This window comes from uncultured Roseovarius sp. (genome assembly GCF_963972555.1).
GTDB lineage: Bacteria > Pseudomonadota > Alphaproteobacteria > Rhodobacterales > Rhodobacteraceae > Roseovarius > Roseovarius mucosus.
Genome location: NZ_CAXAUM010000007.1, coordinates 177,975 through 196,357, shown reverse-complemented (window position 1 = coordinate 196,357; position 18,383 = coordinate 177,975). Strand labels below are relative to the sequence as shown.

Annotated in this window: 18 protein-coding genes; 9 read left to right on the top strand and 9 right to left on the bottom strand. The window is 57.3% G+C overall.

The window, feature by feature from the left end; translation table 11 throughout:
* Positions 1-135 precede the first annotated feature (135 nt).
* The 5 genes from AACZ65_RS09505 to AACZ65_RS09485 all read left to right on the top strand — a co-directional run bounded on the left by AACZ65_RS09505 (position 136) and on the right by AACZ65_RS09485 (position 5,363).
* Complete coding sequence (locus AACZ65_RS09505; RefSeq protein ID WP_339670216.1) at positions 136-774, top strand: recombinase family protein; 639 nt, start codon at positions 136-138, stop codon at positions 772-774.
* 505 nt (positions 775-1,279) lie between these two features.
* A complete protein-coding gene (locus AACZ65_RS09500) occupies positions 1,280-1,978 on the top strand; it encodes a hypothetical protein (RefSeq protein WP_339670214.1) in 699 nt (232 codons plus the stop codon).
* A gap of 299 nt (positions 1,979-2,277) precedes the next feature.
* Positions 2,278-3,090 carry a hypothetical protein gene (locus AACZ65_RS09495; protein WP_339670212.1) on the top strand — a complete coding sequence of 271 codons (813 nt, stop codon included), beginning with the start codon at positions 2,278-2,280 and terminating at the stop codon, positions 3,088-3,090.
* Positions 3,091-3,252: 162 nt separating this feature from the next.
* Positions 3,253-4,500 carry a hypothetical protein gene (locus AACZ65_RS09490; protein ID WP_339670210.1) on the top strand — a complete coding sequence of 416 codons (1,248 nt, stop codon included), beginning with the start codon at positions 3,253-3,255 and terminating at the stop codon, positions 4,498-4,500.
* A gap of 599 nt (positions 4,501-5,099) precedes the next feature.
* Positions 5,100-5,363: a Nif11-like leader peptide family RiPP precursor gene (locus AACZ65_RS09485; RefSeq protein ID WP_339670208.1), complete on the top strand. Its 264-nt coding sequence runs from the start codon at positions 5,100-5,102 to the stop codon at positions 5,361-5,363.
* A gap of 61 nt (positions 5,364-5,424) precedes the next feature.
* On the opposite strand, the gene AACZ65_RS09480 is transcribed toward AACZ65_RS09485, so the two are convergent.
* Positions 5,425-8,694: a type 2 lanthipeptide synthetase LanM family protein gene (locus AACZ65_RS09480; RefSeq protein WP_339670206.1), complete on the bottom strand. Its 3,270-nt coding sequence runs from the start codon at positions 8,692-8,694 to the stop codon at positions 5,425-5,427.
* 620 nt (positions 8,695-9,314) lie between these two features.
* Between AACZ65_RS09480 and AACZ65_RS09475 the strand changes: the two genes are divergently transcribed.
* The 3 genes from AACZ65_RS09475 to AACZ65_RS09465 are packed head-to-tail and all read left to right on the top strand — an operon-like array spanning position 9,315 to position 12,113.
* Positions 9,315-9,968, top strand: a complete 654-nt coding sequence (locus AACZ65_RS09475; protein WP_339670205.1) for a hypothetical protein — start codon at positions 9,315-9,317, stop codon at positions 9,966-9,968.
* Entirely contained in the window at positions 9,965-11,806 is a 1,842-nt protein-coding gene (locus tag AACZ65_RS09470; protein ID WP_339670203.1) for a carbamoyltransferase N-terminal domain-containing protein, read from the top strand. The genes AACZ65_RS09475 and AACZ65_RS09470 overlap by 4 nt, the downstream gene beginning before the upstream one ends.
* On the top strand, positions 11,793-12,113 hold the full coding sequence (locus AACZ65_RS09465) for a hypothetical protein (RefSeq protein ID WP_339670201.1): 321 nt from the start codon (positions 11,793-11,795) through the stop codon (positions 12,111-12,113). The genes AACZ65_RS09470 and AACZ65_RS09465 overlap by 14 nt, the downstream gene beginning before the upstream one ends.
* 55 nt (positions 12,114-12,168) lie before the next feature.
* Here AACZ65_RS09465 and AACZ65_RS09460 read toward each other — a convergent pair whose 3' ends face one another.
* The 3 genes from AACZ65_RS09460 to AACZ65_RS09450 form a co-directional block, all read right to left on the bottom strand.
* On the bottom strand, positions 12,169-12,795 hold the full coding sequence (locus AACZ65_RS09460; protein ID WP_339670199.1) for a tail fiber protein: 627 nt from the start codon (positions 12,793-12,795) through the stop codon (positions 12,169-12,171).
* A gap of 69 nt (positions 12,796-12,864) precedes the next feature.
* Positions 12,865-13,488 (bottom strand): tail fiber protein, encoded by a 624-nt coding sequence (locus AACZ65_RS09455; protein ID WP_339670197.1) that lies wholly within the window; start codon positions 13,486-13,488, stop codon positions 12,865-12,867.
* An 81-nt stretch (positions 13,489-13,569) separates the two neighbouring features.
* On the bottom strand, positions 13,570-14,124 hold the full coding sequence (locus AACZ65_RS09450; protein ID WP_339670226.1) for a tail fiber protein: 555 nt from the start codon (positions 14,122-14,124) through the stop codon (positions 13,570-13,572).
* Between the two features lie 250 nt (positions 14,125-14,374).
* On the opposite strand from AACZ65_RS09450, the gene AACZ65_RS09445 reads away from it, so the two are divergent.
* Positions 14,375-15,277: a sulfotransferase gene (locus AACZ65_RS09445; protein WP_339670196.1), complete on the top strand. Its 903-nt coding sequence runs from the start codon at positions 14,375-14,377 to the stop codon at positions 15,275-15,277.
* A gap of 58 nt (positions 15,278-15,335) precedes the next feature.
* On the opposite strand, the gene AACZ65_RS09440 is transcribed toward AACZ65_RS09445, so the two are convergent.
* From AACZ65_RS09440 to AACZ65_RS09420, 5 genes are read right to left on the bottom strand one after another with little or no spacing between them, the layout of a single operon-like run.
* Complete coding sequence (locus AACZ65_RS09440) at positions 15,336-15,731, bottom strand: Na+/H+ antiporter subunit G (protein WP_339670194.1); 396 nt, start codon at positions 15,729-15,731, stop codon at positions 15,336-15,338.
* A 10-nt stretch (positions 15,732-15,741) separates the two neighbouring features.
* Entirely contained in the window at positions 15,742-16,011 is a 270-nt protein-coding gene (locus AACZ65_RS09435; RefSeq protein ID WP_037276348.1) for a K+/H+ antiporter subunit F, read from the bottom strand.
* Complete coding sequence (locus tag AACZ65_RS09430; RefSeq protein ID WP_037276349.1) at positions 16,008-16,499, bottom strand: Na+/H+ antiporter subunit E; 492 nt, start codon at positions 16,497-16,499, stop codon at positions 16,008-16,010. Before AACZ65_RS09430 ends, AACZ65_RS09435 begins: the two co-directional genes overlap by 4 nt.
* A gap of 13 nt (positions 16,500-16,512) precedes the next feature.
* The gene (locus AACZ65_RS09425; protein ID WP_339670192.1) at positions 16,513-18,024 is read right to left on the bottom strand and encodes a monovalent cation/H+ antiporter subunit D; all 1,512 of its coding nucleotides are present in this window, start codon (positions 18,022-18,024) and stop codon (positions 16,513-16,515) included.
* Positions 18,021-18,383: a Na+/H+ antiporter subunit C gene (locus AACZ65_RS09420; protein ID WP_037276352.1), complete on the bottom strand. Its 363-nt coding sequence runs from the start codon at positions 18,381-18,383 to the stop codon at positions 18,021-18,023. Before AACZ65_RS09420 ends, AACZ65_RS09425 begins: the two co-directional genes overlap by 4 nt.

Sequence of the window (18,383 nt, the reverse complement as noted above, 5' to 3'; positions counted from 1 at the left end):
AAACCGTGGGGGAAGAATAACGTCCTTCAAGGCTGACTTCTTCAGCAGCCTGTTAGAGCTGCTCATTAGGGTTGACATTGCATTGTGAACACATCAAATCTGTGAGCAGAACCCTTGAGCACAGGATGACCCGTCATGAACAAGACAATTCTCTACGCCCGCGTCTCCACGTCGGAGCAGACCAGCGACCACCAGCTTGAGCAAGCCACCAAGGCAGGCTTTCAGATCGACGAGGTGGTGACGGACCACGGCGTCTCGGGCGTTAGCAGCCGTCTTGCAGATCGTGAAGGGGGCCGTGAGTTGCTCTATAAGCTGCGCGATGGTGACACCTTGGTGGTCCGTTGGCTTGACCGTCTGGGGCGCAACTACAAGGACGTGACAGACACGCTCAGGGGCCTCCTCGACAAGGGCGTGACGGTCAAAACGGTGATCAACGGGATGGTCTTTGAGGCGAACCCTCGTTCAGCCATGGAGAGAGCCGTGAGGGACGCCTTGATTGGTTTCATGGCGGCACAGGCAGAGGCGCAGGCCGAGGCTACCAAGGAGGCGCAGAGGGCTGGCATCGACCACCACAAGGCGGCATCCCCGGAGAAGTTCAAGGGCAGAAAGCCCGCCTTCGACCGGGACCAGTTCAAGCAGGTCGTCGCGTTGCTGGAAGCCGGGCAAGGCCAGTCTGCTATCGCAAAGGCCACAGGCGTGAACAGGAATGCCGTTATCCGCATTGCCAAGAACCCGGCGAAGGTCGAGGCGGCGTTGGAGCGGTGGGGCGTTTAGGTGCCTTGTGACGATTAACCCGCCCCCAATCGGTTGCTGATTAACCCACCCCCTATTAACCCGCCGCCTTGCCCTAGAGGAAGACGAACATGGGGCACCCGCCTGCGCATCGACCAGATGGCCGTGTTGGAGATGCTCCAAGTGTCATCTCAAGTCCACCGGGAAGGAAATCTCTCGGACCGAAGTTCTGGCAGCTCTCATGGCTGAGGGTCTCGAACGCACAATCGATCACGCGAATTTCGGCAGCAATCCGTCTGACGTCACGAACGACTGACGCCGCCCATCAACCCGTCTAAGGACAAACACCAAGTAAGGAAAACTAGAAGTCCAATTAGATCATCGCAACTGGCACATAGGAAGCGTCTGCATCGACCCCCCACAACAATGACCTGCCCTCGACCGTCCAAACCGCCGCGAGGAAGCCTTCAGCTAATATTCAGGTTATAAGTTGTGTTGACCAAATGCGATGTTTCTCGCAGTGTCGTAGTTTCGATGGGCGCTATTGATGGATAAAATTATGAAGACATTACCGGTTTTGGTCTTCGCTTCGTGCATTTTTATATCCCCGGTCTCTGCACAAATAGTTCTTGGTCCGGAGTTTGACCCAGAAGACGAACTCTCCCTTTGCCGCACGTCGATAAATGGCGAGAAGAAATGGGTGATTTTCGAAGGCACTGGCGAAAGCGATCTCTACAGTAATTATTCCTTTAGGGAGATCTTTCTTGGGGGAACTGAAAACATCGACTGTCCGGCATACATCTCGCTCAAAATTCTAACACCAGAATTGTCCGGCGCTCAAAGAGGCCCTTTTTGCCTAGAGTATGATGAGCAAATGGATACCATCATTGGGTTCTCTGAGGGAGAACGAGATGCCTACCTCATGTGCAAGGAACCGAGTGTGCCGGTTTGCGAAAGAGTCAATAATTCAAAAGATGCCGCTTTAGCGTTGGCCGGAACGTTCAGTGGAGCGGTAGTCGGGACCACTACTGCTACTAGCGCGGCGGGAGTAAGCGCGGTTACCCATAGTTCTGGAGCACTCATACTTACTGGAAATGCGGGCTATATTGCAGGAACGCTTGGGACCGTTGGGTCATCTTTGGTGGCTATACTTACGGCACCAGCGACTTTGGCAGCCGCTGGAGTGACGTTAGTTGTAGTGGGCGGCGCAGTGTATGTTTGTGCGGATGAAGCACAAACGGAGTGAGAGAAAGCTTTTAACCCTGTTATCGAGCCAAAGTCACCTATGAAGTCCGAAGAGACAGCGGCCCCGTAACAGAAATAAAGGAAGCTTACCGCCTATTTTGCTGGCTCGCCGCTACTGCGTGAATCCCGCGATTCGCCACAGCTGGGCCTGCCAATCCCGTGCCTTGATTCGCCGTTTTGGGGTTTACCTTCGGAGACGGCCTCTTCTAGGTTGCATCGCACCTGTGTCGTGGGGCGGTCTGTGATTTTTCGCAGGCTGGCCGCGCCGGGCAACTTAAATGCATGCACAAGGGAAATGACATGCTGGACAAGTCCTTCACCAATATTGATCACCGCCATCTAACGCTTGACCCCGCTTTCAGGCACCGCAAGGAAGCCGAGAACGCAACCCATTTGGCGGCGCTGCGCAAGACGCTGCGAAACACTGGCAATTTGGACCCCATCCTCGTGTGGCGCGAGCAGGATGAAGACGGCAGAGAAACGGGCCGCTTGGTGCTCCTTGACGGACACTTTCGGGTGACCGCATACCGGGCAGAGATTGCGGCGGGTCATGTGGACGGGAAGGGCATACCTGCCCTGATCGTCAAGGGGACGCGTATCGACGCAGAGCTTGAGGCGCTGCGCGCCAATACCAAGGACTCCCTACCGTTGACGCCAACAGAGCGAACGGATGCGGCATGGGCGCTTGTGCGCAGGCATCGAAACAAGATTTCCAAATCACACTTGGCCAAGGCCTCCGGCGTATCGGAGCGCTCAATTGCCAACATGCGAAAGAAGCTCAAGGAGTTCCTAGAGGCCAAGGAGCAGCCCACGGGCAACTGGTGGCAGGACCGTCAATGGCCCGAAAAGAGTGATTTTGCAGCCCCCGATGATGCCGAGCGGGAACGCCTTATTGCAACCCTCGCGACGTCAATCACCGATGCGATAAGGGAGCACCGCATCAGGGATGTCGAGATCAAGGCTGAGGCGATCCAGCGTGCCCTCGGAAAGCGTGATATGGAAGCCGTGGTTGAATACCTCGGGTTGAGCCTTGGTGAATTGGACGAGTTCTCGGAAGAGCCTTCGGAGGAACACCTGAACGACCACTTCGAGGTGCGCCAAGAACTGCACTGAACGGCAAACAACTGTGCACCCCTTAGGTGTGCATTTTGCATAGGTGGGTTGCGAACCGGAGTGACTCTACCGAGGAAAGTGACCAAGCTGGTTGATTTGACAGGACAATTAGCGCACTCATTGAGTTATGAACCTCAGCGCCAAAAGTAGGAGGGTTGAGAAGTGAAGATTTTCTACTCTTGGCAGATGGATGCGCCACGAAAGATCAACAAGGATTTTATCCACGATGCACTGTCGGACGCCATCGCAAAGATCGGTCAAGAGCTGGAGTTCTCAGAGGCTGAGCGTGACGGTATTGTACTGGATCAAGATACTCAGGGCGTGCCGGGGTCACCGGAAGTTTCGCGGGTGATCTTTGAGAAGATCTCTGCGTCACGTGTCGTCGTTACAGATGTATCTCTCGTGGCACGCGGCAACGACAACAAGCCGCACATCAACAGCAACGTCGCTATAGAACTAGGATACGCCTACGGCAAGATCGGTGACGGCTCGGTGCTAAAGGTCATGAATACCCATTATGGTCCCCCAACAGATTTGCCATTTGACCTCCGTATACGTCGCCACCCTGTCCAGTACGAACTTAAGCCGGGCGCTGGCAAAGACATGATTGCTGCAGAGCGAGTGAAACTGGCAGGACAACTGGCCAGCATCCTCCGAGGATATTTAAATAACGCCGAATCATCCAAGCTGGTAGAGCATGTTGAGGTGCCATTTGAAGGTCAGCGCGGGCGTTACTGGAAGCTCAACGAGCCGCTTATTCCCAAGGAAACTGACCGAAATCTCTTCGATGATCTTTATTGGTCCGGGCAAAGGCTTTTGTATTTTCGGTGCATTCCAATGGTCGCGCTGCCAGAACTCACCGCCCGTGAAGCTCATGATTTTTCGAGCAGCATGAAGCCACTTTTGTACGAAACCGGATACTCGCGCAAACGCAACAGATGGGGCGCAATTTCCTACGACCGGAGCCGGTCTGGCGAACTGTTGATAGGGGCCACACAACTCTTCAAGAACCGTGAGATTTGGGGCATCGACGGAACTTACGCCGACAAGGTTACCTGCCCCGATGATGAAGATGAGGAGCCCAAAATGTACATTCCAACTGGAGCCATCCAGCGCGAGTACCCTCACTCAATTGACAGCATTCGTGAACTGGCAAAAGGACTTGGGTACGGGGAGCGTTATACGATTGAAATGGGCCTGTCTGGTGCCGAAGGCGTTCATCTTGCCACTAGCAATAATTTTTTCGACCGGTACCCCGGGCCGTTATTTGACCAAGAGGTGTTTATCCGAAAAGCAATCTCCGCAGACTATCCAACCATGCGGCTCATGAGTGATTTTTGGGAGAAGCTTTTTGCGGAAGTCGGAATGCAAGTTCCCGAGAGCTTAGTGTGGAAGCCCAACGAAGCTTGAACCATCAGTGAGGTGGTATTCTTACGCCCCCACACGAGCCAACCATTGCTAGCTTCACGGGTTTCGAACATTATCTCTTTATATAAATGCTGGATTATCCACACACGTAGCGGATACCGCGTACTTAAAGGTGCGTTTACGATGATGTTAATCGCGTTGGTCATTCCGCAGTAGTGGACTTTACACTACCGAATAAGTACACCACCAAATTTCATAAATATACATATAATACAGATGCTTAAAAGGTTACCGCAGCTCCAGACTTCCCCTCCTGCCGGGGTCACCAAAATCACCTGAATACATGGCGTTTTGTCAGGGGCTTGCGAAAGGTGCTTTGGCAATACCTAGCGCAAGCCGATCATCATGTTCCTGGCCGACAGGGCGTCTTACGATTGCTGCGGTATTAGGTATTCAACGTTGTCGTCTTTTGCGGGAGCAAAGAGGACGCGCCGTAGATAAGTAAGGGGACATTGTAGGTAAGTCGGCATCATACGCTGTGCGGTCTACCCGACCCAGTCCACTTCAATTCTTGACAAACGTCCCTGTCAATTTTCTAATGCTTCTATTGAAGTAATTTCTCTTATTGAAGGAAACTCGAAATGACAGAAGCAGAATTACGGGCATTTATAGAGAAACTTAAGAGCGACAGTGCCCTTCACGAAAAAATAGGCCAAGCGCGGGATGCCAAAAGTTTTGCGGCCGTGGCCGCAGAAGCGGGATTCGACATTTCTGCCGATTGGCTGGATATGGAGCGTGCAAAGTTGTCAGAGGCGGAATTGGAAGGGATCGGTGTTCGCGGAACGACGACCTATATCAGTCAGCCCTGCCGAACAAGTTGCGGGATCACTTGGGATAATTGCTAGGCTTCTGGCCGCATATGGCTTGGTTTCGGCGTGCGTGCGGCCGCTCGCACGCATTTTACGCCTAGACCATTTTTAGAAGAGCCTTACGCCCCAACAAACCACCACTGAGCAAGATGGCGGTGGTCTTTGCGCCAAGACCACCATCCATCAAAGACAAGCCCATCCCGCTCAATCCGTTGAAATAACCCGGGATGCTGAGGGCCTGTCCACGTGTGCCAGCACTTCGTAGTTTGACCTCTTTGTCATTGCACCGCAGTACTGCACGCGATTTCTGGTCTCTTATTTTCTCTCTAGCAAGGGTTCTAAGGCCCTCGTCGAGCGGCCATGGGCCAGACGACAGTATTCGAAGGACGGACATAAGACCCAAATTGCCACAACAGAGATGATCGCGGTTTCGGGTTTCCGCGCTTATGAGTTTTCTTACGGCGATCTCTATCTCGCGTGCACAGATATCATCCCAAAGTTCTGTTTCCCAAAGACAGGCTCTTCCCAAAGCTATGCCCGGCGCTCCGTTGCACCAATGCTCCAAGAAATGTGTTGGTTGCCCATCTGGGCTATGACCCGCGTGTGTTGGCCAGTTTCCAACCTCATCGCAGAATTGAGCCCGTTCGAGTGCGACCGCGGCTGCGGCACCAGCGCGAAAACGCGCATGTCCCGTGACGTGGTAGAGCGCAGCGAGTGCGGCAGCAAAACCGGCCGTGCCATGTGCGAAGCCTAAGCAATAACGGCTCTCACCCTCACTCGGCCATCCACCGTCTTTGGTTTGATGCCTGAGCAAGTGTTCCCCTGCGGCGATGGCATGGTCGAGGGCGACATCGCTGCCAATCCGCAACAAGGGTCCAATCAAGCCTGCTGAACCGCCCAAAAGATCCCTTTGAAAATCAATCTCGATAAAGCGAGAAGGAAAGGCCGACACCATCACATCGAGGATGGACTTCTCCTCTAACTGCTCGAGCGCAAGCAAGATGCCGCCACAGCCGCTGAGGCCGATAGACTGATCGCGCCACCAGCGGGTCCGGTTTTCTGCCGAAGGCTGTGCGACGAGCTCATGCAGGGGGCGCAGGAGAGCAGTGCGTACGGAATTGGCCTCAGCAGGGGCTTCGGATATGTCGCAAAGGCGGTGAAGAAGGAGCGCAACGCCGATTGATCCGCTATAAAGCGAGAGACCTACAGGACCGTAGCTAAAGCTCTCACCATCCTCGCCTAGAGTCGGGCCCAACCATTCAACGTAACCTTGCGGGTCGTGGATCGCTCGATAACAAAGCTCGCGTGCGATACGGTTAGCCGCCTCGGTGCCGGTCATAGATGGTGACGGCGACACCGCTTCTGACGAATCCAAATGTTCAGAAACTTGCGAGGCGGGATCGGAAACCTGCATGTGCTGAGCGTGGACAGACCCGCGAATGAGGTCGAGTTGAAAGTCGATTTCCTGGGCGGAGAGTTGGCCAAGCCGATCTCGGGCAGCTGCGAACCCACTGCTGTAAAAGAACCCCGGTATCGTATCGCTCGCATCGTTCAGAATCAAAGCATCACCATCAATCAGATGAGTGAAGAACGGGATGTCCAATTGCTGCATCTGACTGCATTCTTCGGCGAGGACCGGCCAGTTGCGGGGCCGCGCTTCGGCCATTAGATAACTGCGTGCCATCTGCTCCAATACGAGAGACCTTTCGAAAGAGGAGCGCAGGGCTGCGGGTTCTAGCAATTGACGCTGTATGGCAGAGTAAACACGCGTCGCACGCAGTACGATACGCCGGGGAAGTCCAGCAAAATGGGAAAGCGCTCCCCCATCAGCGAGTAAGGATTGCCGGGACGCGGCCAGGACATTGCATTGCTGCTGAAATCCGGCGCAAAACACATCAAGATAGTTAGCGAACGGATTGCGCTGTCCGGTGCCAACTGGCAGGCTTGTCGGAAGCTTGGTTCTTTTTGTCACCTTGCCCGGCATCATGCCGTCGCTGTTTATCCCCAGCCATCCCTGCGCCATTTCGGTATCGCGCAGCGGGGGCTCAACACCCAGAGCGCTGACGTCCACTGGGTACTTTTCATCTCCTAGGAATATCCACTGTGGCAGCAAACCGACGCGAAGAACGGATGTCAGAAATCGCTCTTGCAGACGGGTCTTTTTAGCGACGGAGATATCCGCACAAGCCTCCATGACATGATCGGGCATGTCCGGCTCAAGCAGGGTTTCGGTATCAACCAGAACGAGCTGATCCCCAGAGGCAATCAGGTTTTCATGATGGCAATCGGTGCATCCGAGGACATGCAAAATGGCTGTGAGCCTGCCGGCATTCCGATAGTGGCTTTGTAACTCGCGGTTATTGGCGCATGTCTGGTGCGAAACGTGCTCCATATAGCCGTAGCTACCGCATGCGTGGACTGTCAGGCTTCTTAGGGGAGGCAGATCGCTTGTCCTGTTAAGCTCTCTCAACAGTCCATTGTAAGCGACATCGACGCGCAAGTCTTTTGGTTTATAGACAACCTGGCGCGCGTTCTCCCCACATGACGTTGAAAACGTCAGAATTGCAACAGACTGACCCCCGCGGTGAGGATCACTAAGACTTTGGGCGATGTCACACAAAAAATGGCCAGAAGGAATCGAGAAGATCCGGTCGAGATCGTCCCGGTCCTTTTTCACACGATGTAATAGCTCGGTGCTGACGCGCAGCCAAAGCGCGAAAACAGTGCCGAGCAAGCGGCCAAGTTCGGGATAAACATCCAATATAGACGACAAGCCGTCACGGCGATTTTCTTGTACGAACCGATCATATTGCGCGCGCCGGGGCAGGTCAGAGCCATTTCCAGAGTTGCCGAGATGGGCCAGGACAATTTCAGCAGGCGTGCGACCCTTGCGAAACCTGTCCCAAAGCACCCGCTCACCGATAAAGCATAGGCGTTCCAGAAGTTGATCAGCCATTTGATCAAGCACGGCCAGATCAATCTTGTGGCTCAATGGGTCTACCGCCGCAGAGAGCCTTGAAATTGCAAGCGATTGGATCGGCTGCCAGATGTCTTTAAAGGGATGCTGCTTGTCGTCTGACGCATCTAAGATCGGGATGTCCCAGGATTCTATCAAAGCGCCACGGCAATCGGCCAAGGCTTGCTTCCAGGCCACTCGACCGTCATCATCATGCAGGTCTCGATTAAGAAACTCCGCGAAACGTGACTCGCTCAGTCCATCCCACTCGATCCTGCGAGCCAATTTGTGCGGTTCGTCGGGCGCAACCGCCTCAAACCATCTCTGCGCCCAGCTAACTTGTCCGCTCAAACCAAAACCTCGACGTCCCTTTTGAACTCGTCCGAAAATCGATCTTGCAATGACATCCACGCGCCTTCTTGGTTCCAAAATTACCAAGCAAAGCATCAACAAATCTAGGGGAACCTTATTGTAAGGAATCCTTGAAACGTAAACTCGCCCTGCCGGGGGCACCGAACAACCCAATTAAGCATGTGTTCTTGTCAAGGGCCAGCGAGCGCAGAACCGGAAATGCCCATTTGATTTCACGGGTTGTCGGTGGCGGAGGATGAAATTTCCAGTTAACCTGAAAAAGTCGAGGTTGGTTTGATAGTACTGAGGCGTGTAATCCGCTGGCGCGTTGCGTGTGGATCGGGCACCCGCCGAGTCAGGGCGCAAACGTTTAACGATTAACTTTTTAAGCCAGATATTTAACTCCTTGCGGGGTGATGAAAGATAAGCGGCGATTGAAGCAAATCATGTCATTTTCGAATGCCGAAACACGCAGAATCGTCAGCAAGCCCCGGCTCCTGTTTCGTCCCGATCCCGTTTTGGGGTGGCGGCTATCGGCGGACCATAGCGTTCGCGTGGCGTTTCGCAGCAACATTCTTCAGCATATCGCGGCCGATGGCTGGCGGCATGTTCCCGGGTCACAGACAGCGCAGGGGCCGCGTGTCGCATTTTATGGCTGCTCGTTTACCTATGGCACGGGTTTGGCGGATGAGGAAACCTTTACCGCCCTGCTCCAACGCGACATGCCAGATGTCCGGATTTTGAATCGTGGCATTGGCGGCCATGGCTCTGTGCAAAATTTGCTGCAACTCCGCCGCGACATTGCGGCAGGGGCGATAGATGCCGCCGTCTTTTCCGTGATCAGCGACCATCGGTTTCGCAACATCGCCCACCCACAGCGCATGCGGCAATATCTGAGCGCAGAGTGGTATAAATTAAGGGTCGAACACGTGCCCGTTGCCCAGCTCGATGGCAAAGGGCAGGTACAGATCGTGTATCGGGAGATTTGGCAACCGGCGCTGCGGGATGTCAATTTCGGGGTCTTTCTGCCGGACGACCACATGGTCAACCTCGTCACTCTTGCAGTTCTGGAGCTGGTCCGCGAGACGGCCAGGGCCGCCGGCATCCCGCTTCATTTTGCCCTGCTCGATTCCCTGGACCGGGATTTCAACAGCGCCGTTTGCGACCGGTTTTCCGAAGCTCTCGATATTTCATGCCCGCATGACCGGCAGCACACATTTCAGCCTTTGGACAATCACCCCAACATGAGAGCCAACAGTCTCTTTGCCGAACGGCTGCAACCGTTGATCAAGCCCCTTCTTGGCAAGGGTCCTGCCCGTAGAGGTGACGTGTGACCGCCCCTCGCTACACGCTAGGCATCTCGTCGCATTTCCACGATTCCGCGGCAGCTCTGGTGCAGGGCACACGCATTCTGGCCGCTGCGCAGGAAGAGCGGTTCACACGGCAGAAGGCCGATTGGCACTTTCCAAAGAACGCGATCAGCTATTGCCTGTCGCAGTTGCCTGACGGCGCGGCGATTGATCGCGTCGCCTATTATGAGGATCCCGGCCTCAAACTGCGGCGGATTCTGCAGAACGCTCAAACCCGGCTTCCGACGGGTGCGCGGCTCTGGCCGCGGATGGTGGAAACGCTGCGCAGCCTAGCGGATGAGCTGCCCCTGCAATTGAGCAAGATCGCCGGGGATCCGGACCGGATCGTCTTTGTGCCTCATCACCGGTCACATGCGGCGTCAGCGTTCTATCCTGCGCCCTTTGCCGAGGCGGCGGTGCTGGTGCTGGATGGGGTCGGCGAATATTCCACCACGAGTCTCTGGTCAGGCACCGCTGCCGGGTTGCGGGCCGAAGCAGAGATCAGCTTTCCACATTCTCTGGGCCTGTTTTATAGCGCCTTCACGCAATACTGCGGCTTCAAGGTGAATTCCGGCGAATACAAGCTGATGGGCCTCGCCCCTTTTGGCACGCCAGAATTTCGCGAAAGAATCCTGGATGAGATGATTGCGCTGCAACCGGATGGTGGTTTCGCGCTCAACATGGATTATTTCGATTTTGACCGGGGGCTGAGCACCACGTCGCCGCTCTTTGAAATGCTGTTCGGTCAGCCACAGCGCAAGGAGTCCGGGACGTTGACACAGTTCCATATGAACCTTGCCGCCTCTGCCCAAGCGGTGCTCGAAGATGCGGTTTTGGCCTTGGCCAGAACCGCCTTGGACCGCGCGCAAAGCCGGAACCTCTGTCTCGCGGGGGGTGTCGCTCTGAATTGTGTGGCCAATAGTCGTCTGATCCGTGATCTGCCCGGCCTCGGCAACCTTTGGATTCAGCCCGCATCCGGGGATGCTGGCGGTGCCCTTGGCGCGGCCCTCGAGGTGGCGCGTGAGGGTGCAGCCACCGACCGGCCGTCCACGACCAGGGACACCATGTCTGGTGGTTTTCTCGGGCCGCAGTTCACCGATGCCGACATCTGCGCGGCGCTGGATGCGGCGGGGCTTGTCTATGAGGAGGTGTCCGATCCTGCGCGCTATGCCGATACCGTTGCGGGGGCACTGGCCGAAGGCCAGGTCGTCGGCCATTTCAACGGACGCATGGAATTCGGGCCGCGCTCCTTGGGCAACCGCTCGATCCTTGCCGATCCGCGTGGCAAGGACACGCTGAGCCGCGTCAACAAGTCGATCAAGTTCCGGGAAGACTGGCGCCCCTTTGCCCCGATGGTTCTGGCCGATCAGGCGCCGATCTATTTCGAGGAGCCGACCGACAGCCCCTATATGCTGTTTGTGGCACAGCTCAGACCCGAGTTTTGCGGGACGACCACCGCGTCAGACGCGCGCGGGCGCGGCTTGCACGGCCCGATGCAATTGCAGAACGCCGTTGTCAGCGATTTTGCCGCTGTCACGCATGTGGATTTCAGCGCCAGGCTGCAAACGGTTACGCCTGGCACTGGCGCACGGGCGGGAACGATCCTTGCGGCGTTTCACGCCATGACCGGCTGTCCCATGCTGCTCAACACCTCTTTCAACGTGCGCGGAGAACCCATCATCTGTAGCCCGAAGGACGCGATAGACTGTTTTCTGAATACCCATATCGACCTGTTGGCGATCGGCGGGATGATCGTTCGAAGATCGTCCCAGCCAGAATGGGTACACGAAAAGATCGGGAGGATGCGCTTTGCCGCAGATTGACCACGCCGAGTTTCTGGAGCGGATGATGACCCTGCTGGGCGCTCATCCGGTCGAGCCCTTGGCCGACACGGCGGGTCTCGCTCCGCCAATGGCCGCGCTCAATGCCGCACCGCGCGGATTTGCAGAGGTTTACGGCAGCGAAGGCCTGTTTGTTCAGACAGGCATCCGCGCCGAAAAAGATGGCGATCCAGGCATGGCGGCTCTGCTGGTCGATTTGAAACGTGCCCTTGATAGCGGCAAGCTCGATCTTGTGCCGCGATCCAAGCCTGCGCCCCGGTTGGGCGGGTTTGTTTATCCCGTTGTCTAGGGATGAAATTGCCACTTGCGGCGGGTGTATCCCGCCGCAAGTGGTGTTTGCGCGCCTAGTTCCGCGGCGGGAATATCCCCTGAAGCGCGATGCAGTAGCGGATGACCTGTGTCGGGTCCTGGACATTCACGGGCTGACCGCCGCCTGAAGGCGCGATCATTTGCGACGACATCTGCACATTGGCCGCCTGATCGGAATAGATCGTCTCCTGCCCGGTGCCGCCATCCGGTGCGGCGGCCAGAATCTTGCCGCCAGGCCCGGGAAGATTGCCGTCGCTATTGGTGGCGTTTACCGTGTGGCTATGTGATGCCAGCTGGTTCGTGGTGAGTGTCACCGTTTCTCGTCCGCCGACCTGCCCCCAGGACCGCGGGCTAAGACCGGGGCCGTTGCCCTGGCCGATCGGCAGGCGCCCACGCAAGTCCGGAAGTCCAAAAGTTACTCTACCGTCGCCGCCGAATGTCGTGCCGATCAGGGCAAATAAGGCGTCGTTCTCAGTGATCGGTAGAATTTGCCCCTCGGCGCTGGCCCAACCGGCGGGACAAAAACCGACAATACCCATGGGGGCTATCTCACCGACATAGGGATCGGAACTGGCCAGAGCCGCGTGCGGCGTTGCGAAGGTGACAATGCCCAGAGCCAGCGCTGTCAGCGCCTCACGGGATCTCATTTTTGAATGTGTCATCGAAGTCTCCAAAGTCTTGATACAGAACGGCAATCTGCCGCCAAATAGGGTGCTCCCCAGACGACTGGATCAGCTGCGTGGCGGAAACGAGCCCTGCACGGCAATACAGTGAATGAGGCCCAGGGTCGGATCTTGGGTGCTGATCACAGCGTTTGACCCGGCCGGCGAAATCATCGCCGGACTCATCGTGACATTCGGGTTGGCCTGGGAATAGATCGTTTCGTTACCGGTGCCACCTGTCGGTGCCGCCGCCAAAAGCTTGCCACCCGGTCCAGGCAGGTCGCCGTCCAGATTGTTTGCATTAACCATATGGTTATGCTGCGGCAGCGTGGCCTCCGTCATCATCTTGGCCTCAGAGCCAAAGCTCTGCCCGGCCTGCCGTGGCGTTAGGCCGTTCCCACTTCCTTGGCCCAGCGTAATCCGACCGCGCAGATCCGGGAGGGCAAATGTCGTGGTCCCATTTCCGCCAAATTGTGTGCCAAGCAGCGAGAAAAGAGCTTGGTTTTGCGCAATGGGCAAAATTTGCCCTGCCGCCTGGGACCAACCGCTCGGACAGAAATTGAAACTGACGATCATGATGTCCCCAAGATAGGCGTCCATTCCAGCTTCTGCTTGGTTCGGAGTGGCAACAGCGCCCAACGTCAGGCCCAGCATCCCAACTGCTGCAAGCGCGCTCTTATTCAAATCTTTCATTACGGACTCCAAAATTAAAGTTGTGTTTGATACTTGCGAAACGTCGCGCCCGCAGCGTCAGCCGGGGCCGCTAGCCTCTTTTCAGTTCCGCGGCGGAAATACTCCCTGGATGGCAATACAATAGCGCATCACCAGCGTCGGATCCTCGACGTTGAATGCCTGGCTCTGACCAGATGCTCCGATCATCGCGGATGACATGGTTACGTTTGCATCCTTGTCCGAATAAATCGTTTCAGATCCCACGCCGCTTGGTGGAGCGGCGGCCAAGAGCTTGCCACCCGGGCCAGGAAGATCTCCGTCCAGATTGTTGGCATTTACCGCGTGACTATGGCTCGGCATCTGATTGATGCTTAGCGTGACCGCTTCGGCCCCCGTCATTTGCCCTTGGACGCGCGGTGTAAGTCCCGGCCCGGTCCCCTGTCCCATTGCGCCCCGACCCCGCAGGTCGGGCAGACCAAAGGTGCTCGTGCCGTTTCCGCCGTAGGTTGTGCCGATCAAGGCGAACAGTGCAGTGTTGCTTGAAATCGGCAGAATTTGTCCTTCCGCACTCATCCATCCACGTGGGCAAAAACTATAGCCGACGGCAATTATATCCCCAATGAAAGGGTCCGTCCCGGCCTTTGCGCTCTCTGGCACAAGACTGCCTCCCGCAGCGAGCCCAAAGACAAGTGTGCAAATGAACGCCGACCTTCTTACAAAATCCATTCTATATCTCCAAATGCAGGTTATAACTTTAAGTTGAGTGTTCACATTCCTACGATTCCTGAAATAACGCAAAACTATTCTTAATGGCCGCGCGCCCAAAAGCTATGCTGGGGCACGGCGCCTGATCGGACGCGGTTCGAACGGGGTCTCGCGAGGTTTGAGTCAGGGATCAAAACACAGGATGTTCTACCCACAACCAGAACCCCATGCAGCCACCCGCTCTGCCAGCGATCCGCATGTCGCAATTGGTGGTCTCGGGGGGTCGGGCACCCGCGTCTTTGCGGCCACGCTGTCTTCGGTGGGTATCCGGCTTGGCACACGATTGAACGGGCCGCTCGATAACCTGTGGTTCACCGTGCTTTTCAAGCGTGCGGACTGGGTGCGACAGCGCCCTTCGGATGCAGAGGTCGTTCAGGCCGCCGACCTCTTGCGTCGCGCCATGACCACCGGGCTGCGTGGAACCCTCAGTGAAGAGGAGCACGCGTTGCTGATCCGTCTGCGGGACACGCTTCCGCCGATCGGGCCATGGCAATGCGGTGTGCGCGCGCCTGATGCCGAGAGTCTCATTGACAGCGTGCCGCCTGCTGTGGGCGGCGATCTTCCCTGGGGCTGGAAAGAGCCTAACACCCATGTGTTCCTGCCGCATCTCGCGCGATGTTTTCCGGGCCTTCGCTATATCCATGTGGTGCGCAACGGGCTCGACATGGCGTTTAGCAACAACACATGGCAAGCACGGCACTGGAGCCCTTATTATGGGGTGGCATTGGAGCCAGCTACGCCCCTGCCGGTGCATCAGCTGCGCTATTGGACCGCCGCAAATCGCGCTGCGATGGAATTTGGCGCGGCCCATATGCCGGGGCGTTTCCTGGCGATTTCCTACGAGGCATATTGTGCTGATCCGGGCCGGCACTGGCCCCGTCTTCGGCGATTTCTGGGCTTGCCGGATGACACGCACCCGCCTGCCAATACCTTGCAACCCACCACCATCGGGCGCAGCAAAGAGCATGACCTCTCGCAATTCCCGTCTGAGACACTTTCTCTTGCTCGCGATCTGCAAGCCGAGGTGGACGCGCTGACCCCCTGAGTTTCCTTCGCCTCGAAAGAGGCGTCACGCGGCGCGTGGCAGGTCACAGGACCGCGCGTTACCCGTTCTGCGCGTCTGCGGCCTCTGCCTCGATGCGCGCGCGTTCTGCATCGCTCTCATAGCTGGCCCAAGGCCGGTCTGTGCCGGTGGGCGGCAGATCGGCGGGCTTATGCACCAGATGCAGATGCGTCTTGGCAATGAAATGCCCCGTGATCGGTGCGGTCAGGAACAGGAACAACACGATCATTAACTCGTGAAACGAAAAATCCCCGACCTTGAAATAGAAGAACAGCATGGAGGCGATCAGCGCCCCGCCCACGCCCAGTGTCGTCGCCTTGGTCGGTGCGTGTAGCCGCATCATGGGATCGGGCAGTTTGATCAGGCCAAAGGAGCCGACCAAGCCGAATACGCCGCTGATCACCAGACAGGCCGAAATGAGAATATCCACAACCATGATCGGCCTCCTATTCGATGATGTCGCCGCGCAACAAGAAGCGCGTGTAGGACACGGTCGAGATAAAGCCGGTCATGGCGATGATCATCGACGCTTCGAAATACATGGTCGTGCCCTTGAGAATACCGAACAGCGACAGCAGCGCGATCATGTTCACCACCATCGTATCCAGCGCTAGGATGCGGTCGCCGACGGTGGGCGAACTGATCACGCGATAGATATTGAGCAGCAATCCCAGTCCAAAACAGCCGAAGGCGAAAAAGAGCGCGTATTCGATCATTCGAAAATCTCCTTGAGCCGGCGTTCGTAGCGCGCCTTGATGTCATCGCGCACTGCGTCCGGGTCGGGCGCGTCCAGACAATGCACCAGCAGGCTGCGGCCATCTGCGGACAGATCGCTCGACACGGTGCCGGGCGTCATGGTGATCGTGCCTGCCAGAACGGTGATCGCCTCGGGAGTGCGCAGTTCCAGCGGAATGGTGATCCAGGCGGGCTTGGTGTTGGCGTTGGTCTTGAACAGGATGATTATCGCCACCTGCACGTTGGCCACACAGATATCCCAGAGCACCACGAGCACGAATTCCACGATCCGTGGCAGGCTCGAGAGGCGCGGCCGGTTGGGCCAGTAGGGCGAGGTTATGATCGGGATGATCAACCCGAGAATCGTTCCCAGGACCAGATTGCCAAAGGTCAGCTTGTTGACCAGCATCTGCCAGACCACGATCAGGGTCAGCGTCAGGAACGGATGGGGCAGGATCTTGCGCAGCATCGTCTTTCCTCCCTCAACCACCGTTCAGCACGGCGGCGATATAGCTCTCTGGCGCGTGCAGTTGTTGTGCCGTGGCCTCGATATAGCCCATGACCGGACCGGCCAGCACCGAGAGCGCCACAATGCCGCCCAGCATCGTGAAACAGGCCACCATGGGCAGAGCGGGTTGCGGTTCCGGTTCCGGTTCGTCGCCGGTTTCGGGGGCCAGTTTCCAGAAGATCGCGCTGCCCGCCTGGCCCAGACCAAGGATGGCCACCAGCGAGGTGCTGAGGATCACGGCCCAGATGAGCCAGACCTGATCCATCTCGCGCACCGCGTCGAGAATGAGCAGTTTGCCGACAAAGCCCGAGAGCGGCGGCATGCCCGCCGTGGCAATCGCCGAGCCAAAGAAGAGCGCGGCAATCATCCCGTGTTGCGCCATGCGCGGCCCCGGCAGAAATGCCCCTGCCATGGATCCCCGCCGCTCGCGCACGAGATCGACCACGAGGAACAGGAGCGCGCCCGCCAGCGTCGAATGGATCATGTAATAGAGGGCGGCCGCCGTGGTTTCAGGCCGGAAGCCCGCGATGGCAATAAGGAGCGTGCCCATCGAGCCGATGGCGGCGAAGGCGGCGAGGCGGCCCAGCCGCCTGGCCCCCAGGATACCGACCATCCCGGCAACAAGCGTGATCAGCGCGGCATAGGTCAGCATCTGGTCAATCAGCGCCGCCGTTGCCCCAAGGTCGGGCCCGAAGACCAGCGTATACATGCGCAGGATCGCATAGGCGCCCACCTTGGTCATGATCGCAAAGAGTGCCGCAACCGGGGCCGGAGCCTCGGCATAGGTTTCCGGCAGCCAGAAATGCAGCGGCAAGAGCGCCGCCTTGATGGCGAAGACGAGGAAGAGCAGCATCGCCCCCACGCGCAGGAGCGCGCTGTCCTCGACCGGAATCTCTGCTGCCCGCACCGCAAGATCCGCCATGTTGAGCGTGCCCGTCACCGCATAGAGCGTGCCGAGCGCGAAGAGAAACAGGGTAGAGCCGAGCAGGTTGTAGATCACATACTGCACACCCGACTTGAGCCTGCGCCGGCCGCCGCCGTGGATCATCAGGCCGTAAGAGGCGATCAGCAGCACCTCGAAGAACACAAAGAGGTTGAAGGCGTCGCCGGTCAGGAAGGCACCGAAAATGCCCATCAGCTGAAACTGGTAGAGCGCGTGGAAATTGTTGCCGCGCTGATCCCAGCCGGTGCCCACCGCGTAGAGCAGCACCATCAGCGCCAGCACCGCCGTCACCAGCACCATCAGCGCCGATAAGCGGTCCAGAACCAGAACGATGCCGAACGGTGCCGGCCAGTTCCCCAGCTCATAGACTTCGATGGCGCCGGTCGATGCTTGCACGGTCAGGCCAATCGCCACCGCCAGAACCGCAACGACGCCCGCGATGGAAAACACCCGCTGCAACGGCGGATGATGTCGCATCGCCAGCGTCAGGATCGCAGCCAGTACCGCAGGCACCACAACAGGGGCAATAATCCAATGGCTCATGCCTCATTCTCCTGCGTGGGCTGTTCAGGCGGCGTTTCGGGGCCGATATTCACGGTGTCTTCGCGTGAGGACAGGAAGGATCCGAGTGCCAGCATCACCACCACCGCCGTCATGCCAAAGGAAATCACGATGGCCGTCAGGACCAGCGCCTGCGGCAACGGATCGGTATAGGTCTCTACACCCTTCTGAAGGATCGGGGGCATGTCCACCACCAGCCGCCCGGTGCCAAAGAGGAACAGGTTGACCGCATAGCTGAGCAGCGAAATCCCGATGATCACCGGGAAACTGCGCAACCGCAGCACCAGATAGAGCCCACCGGCGGTCAAGAGGCCGATCGCACTTGCAAACAGAAGCTCCAT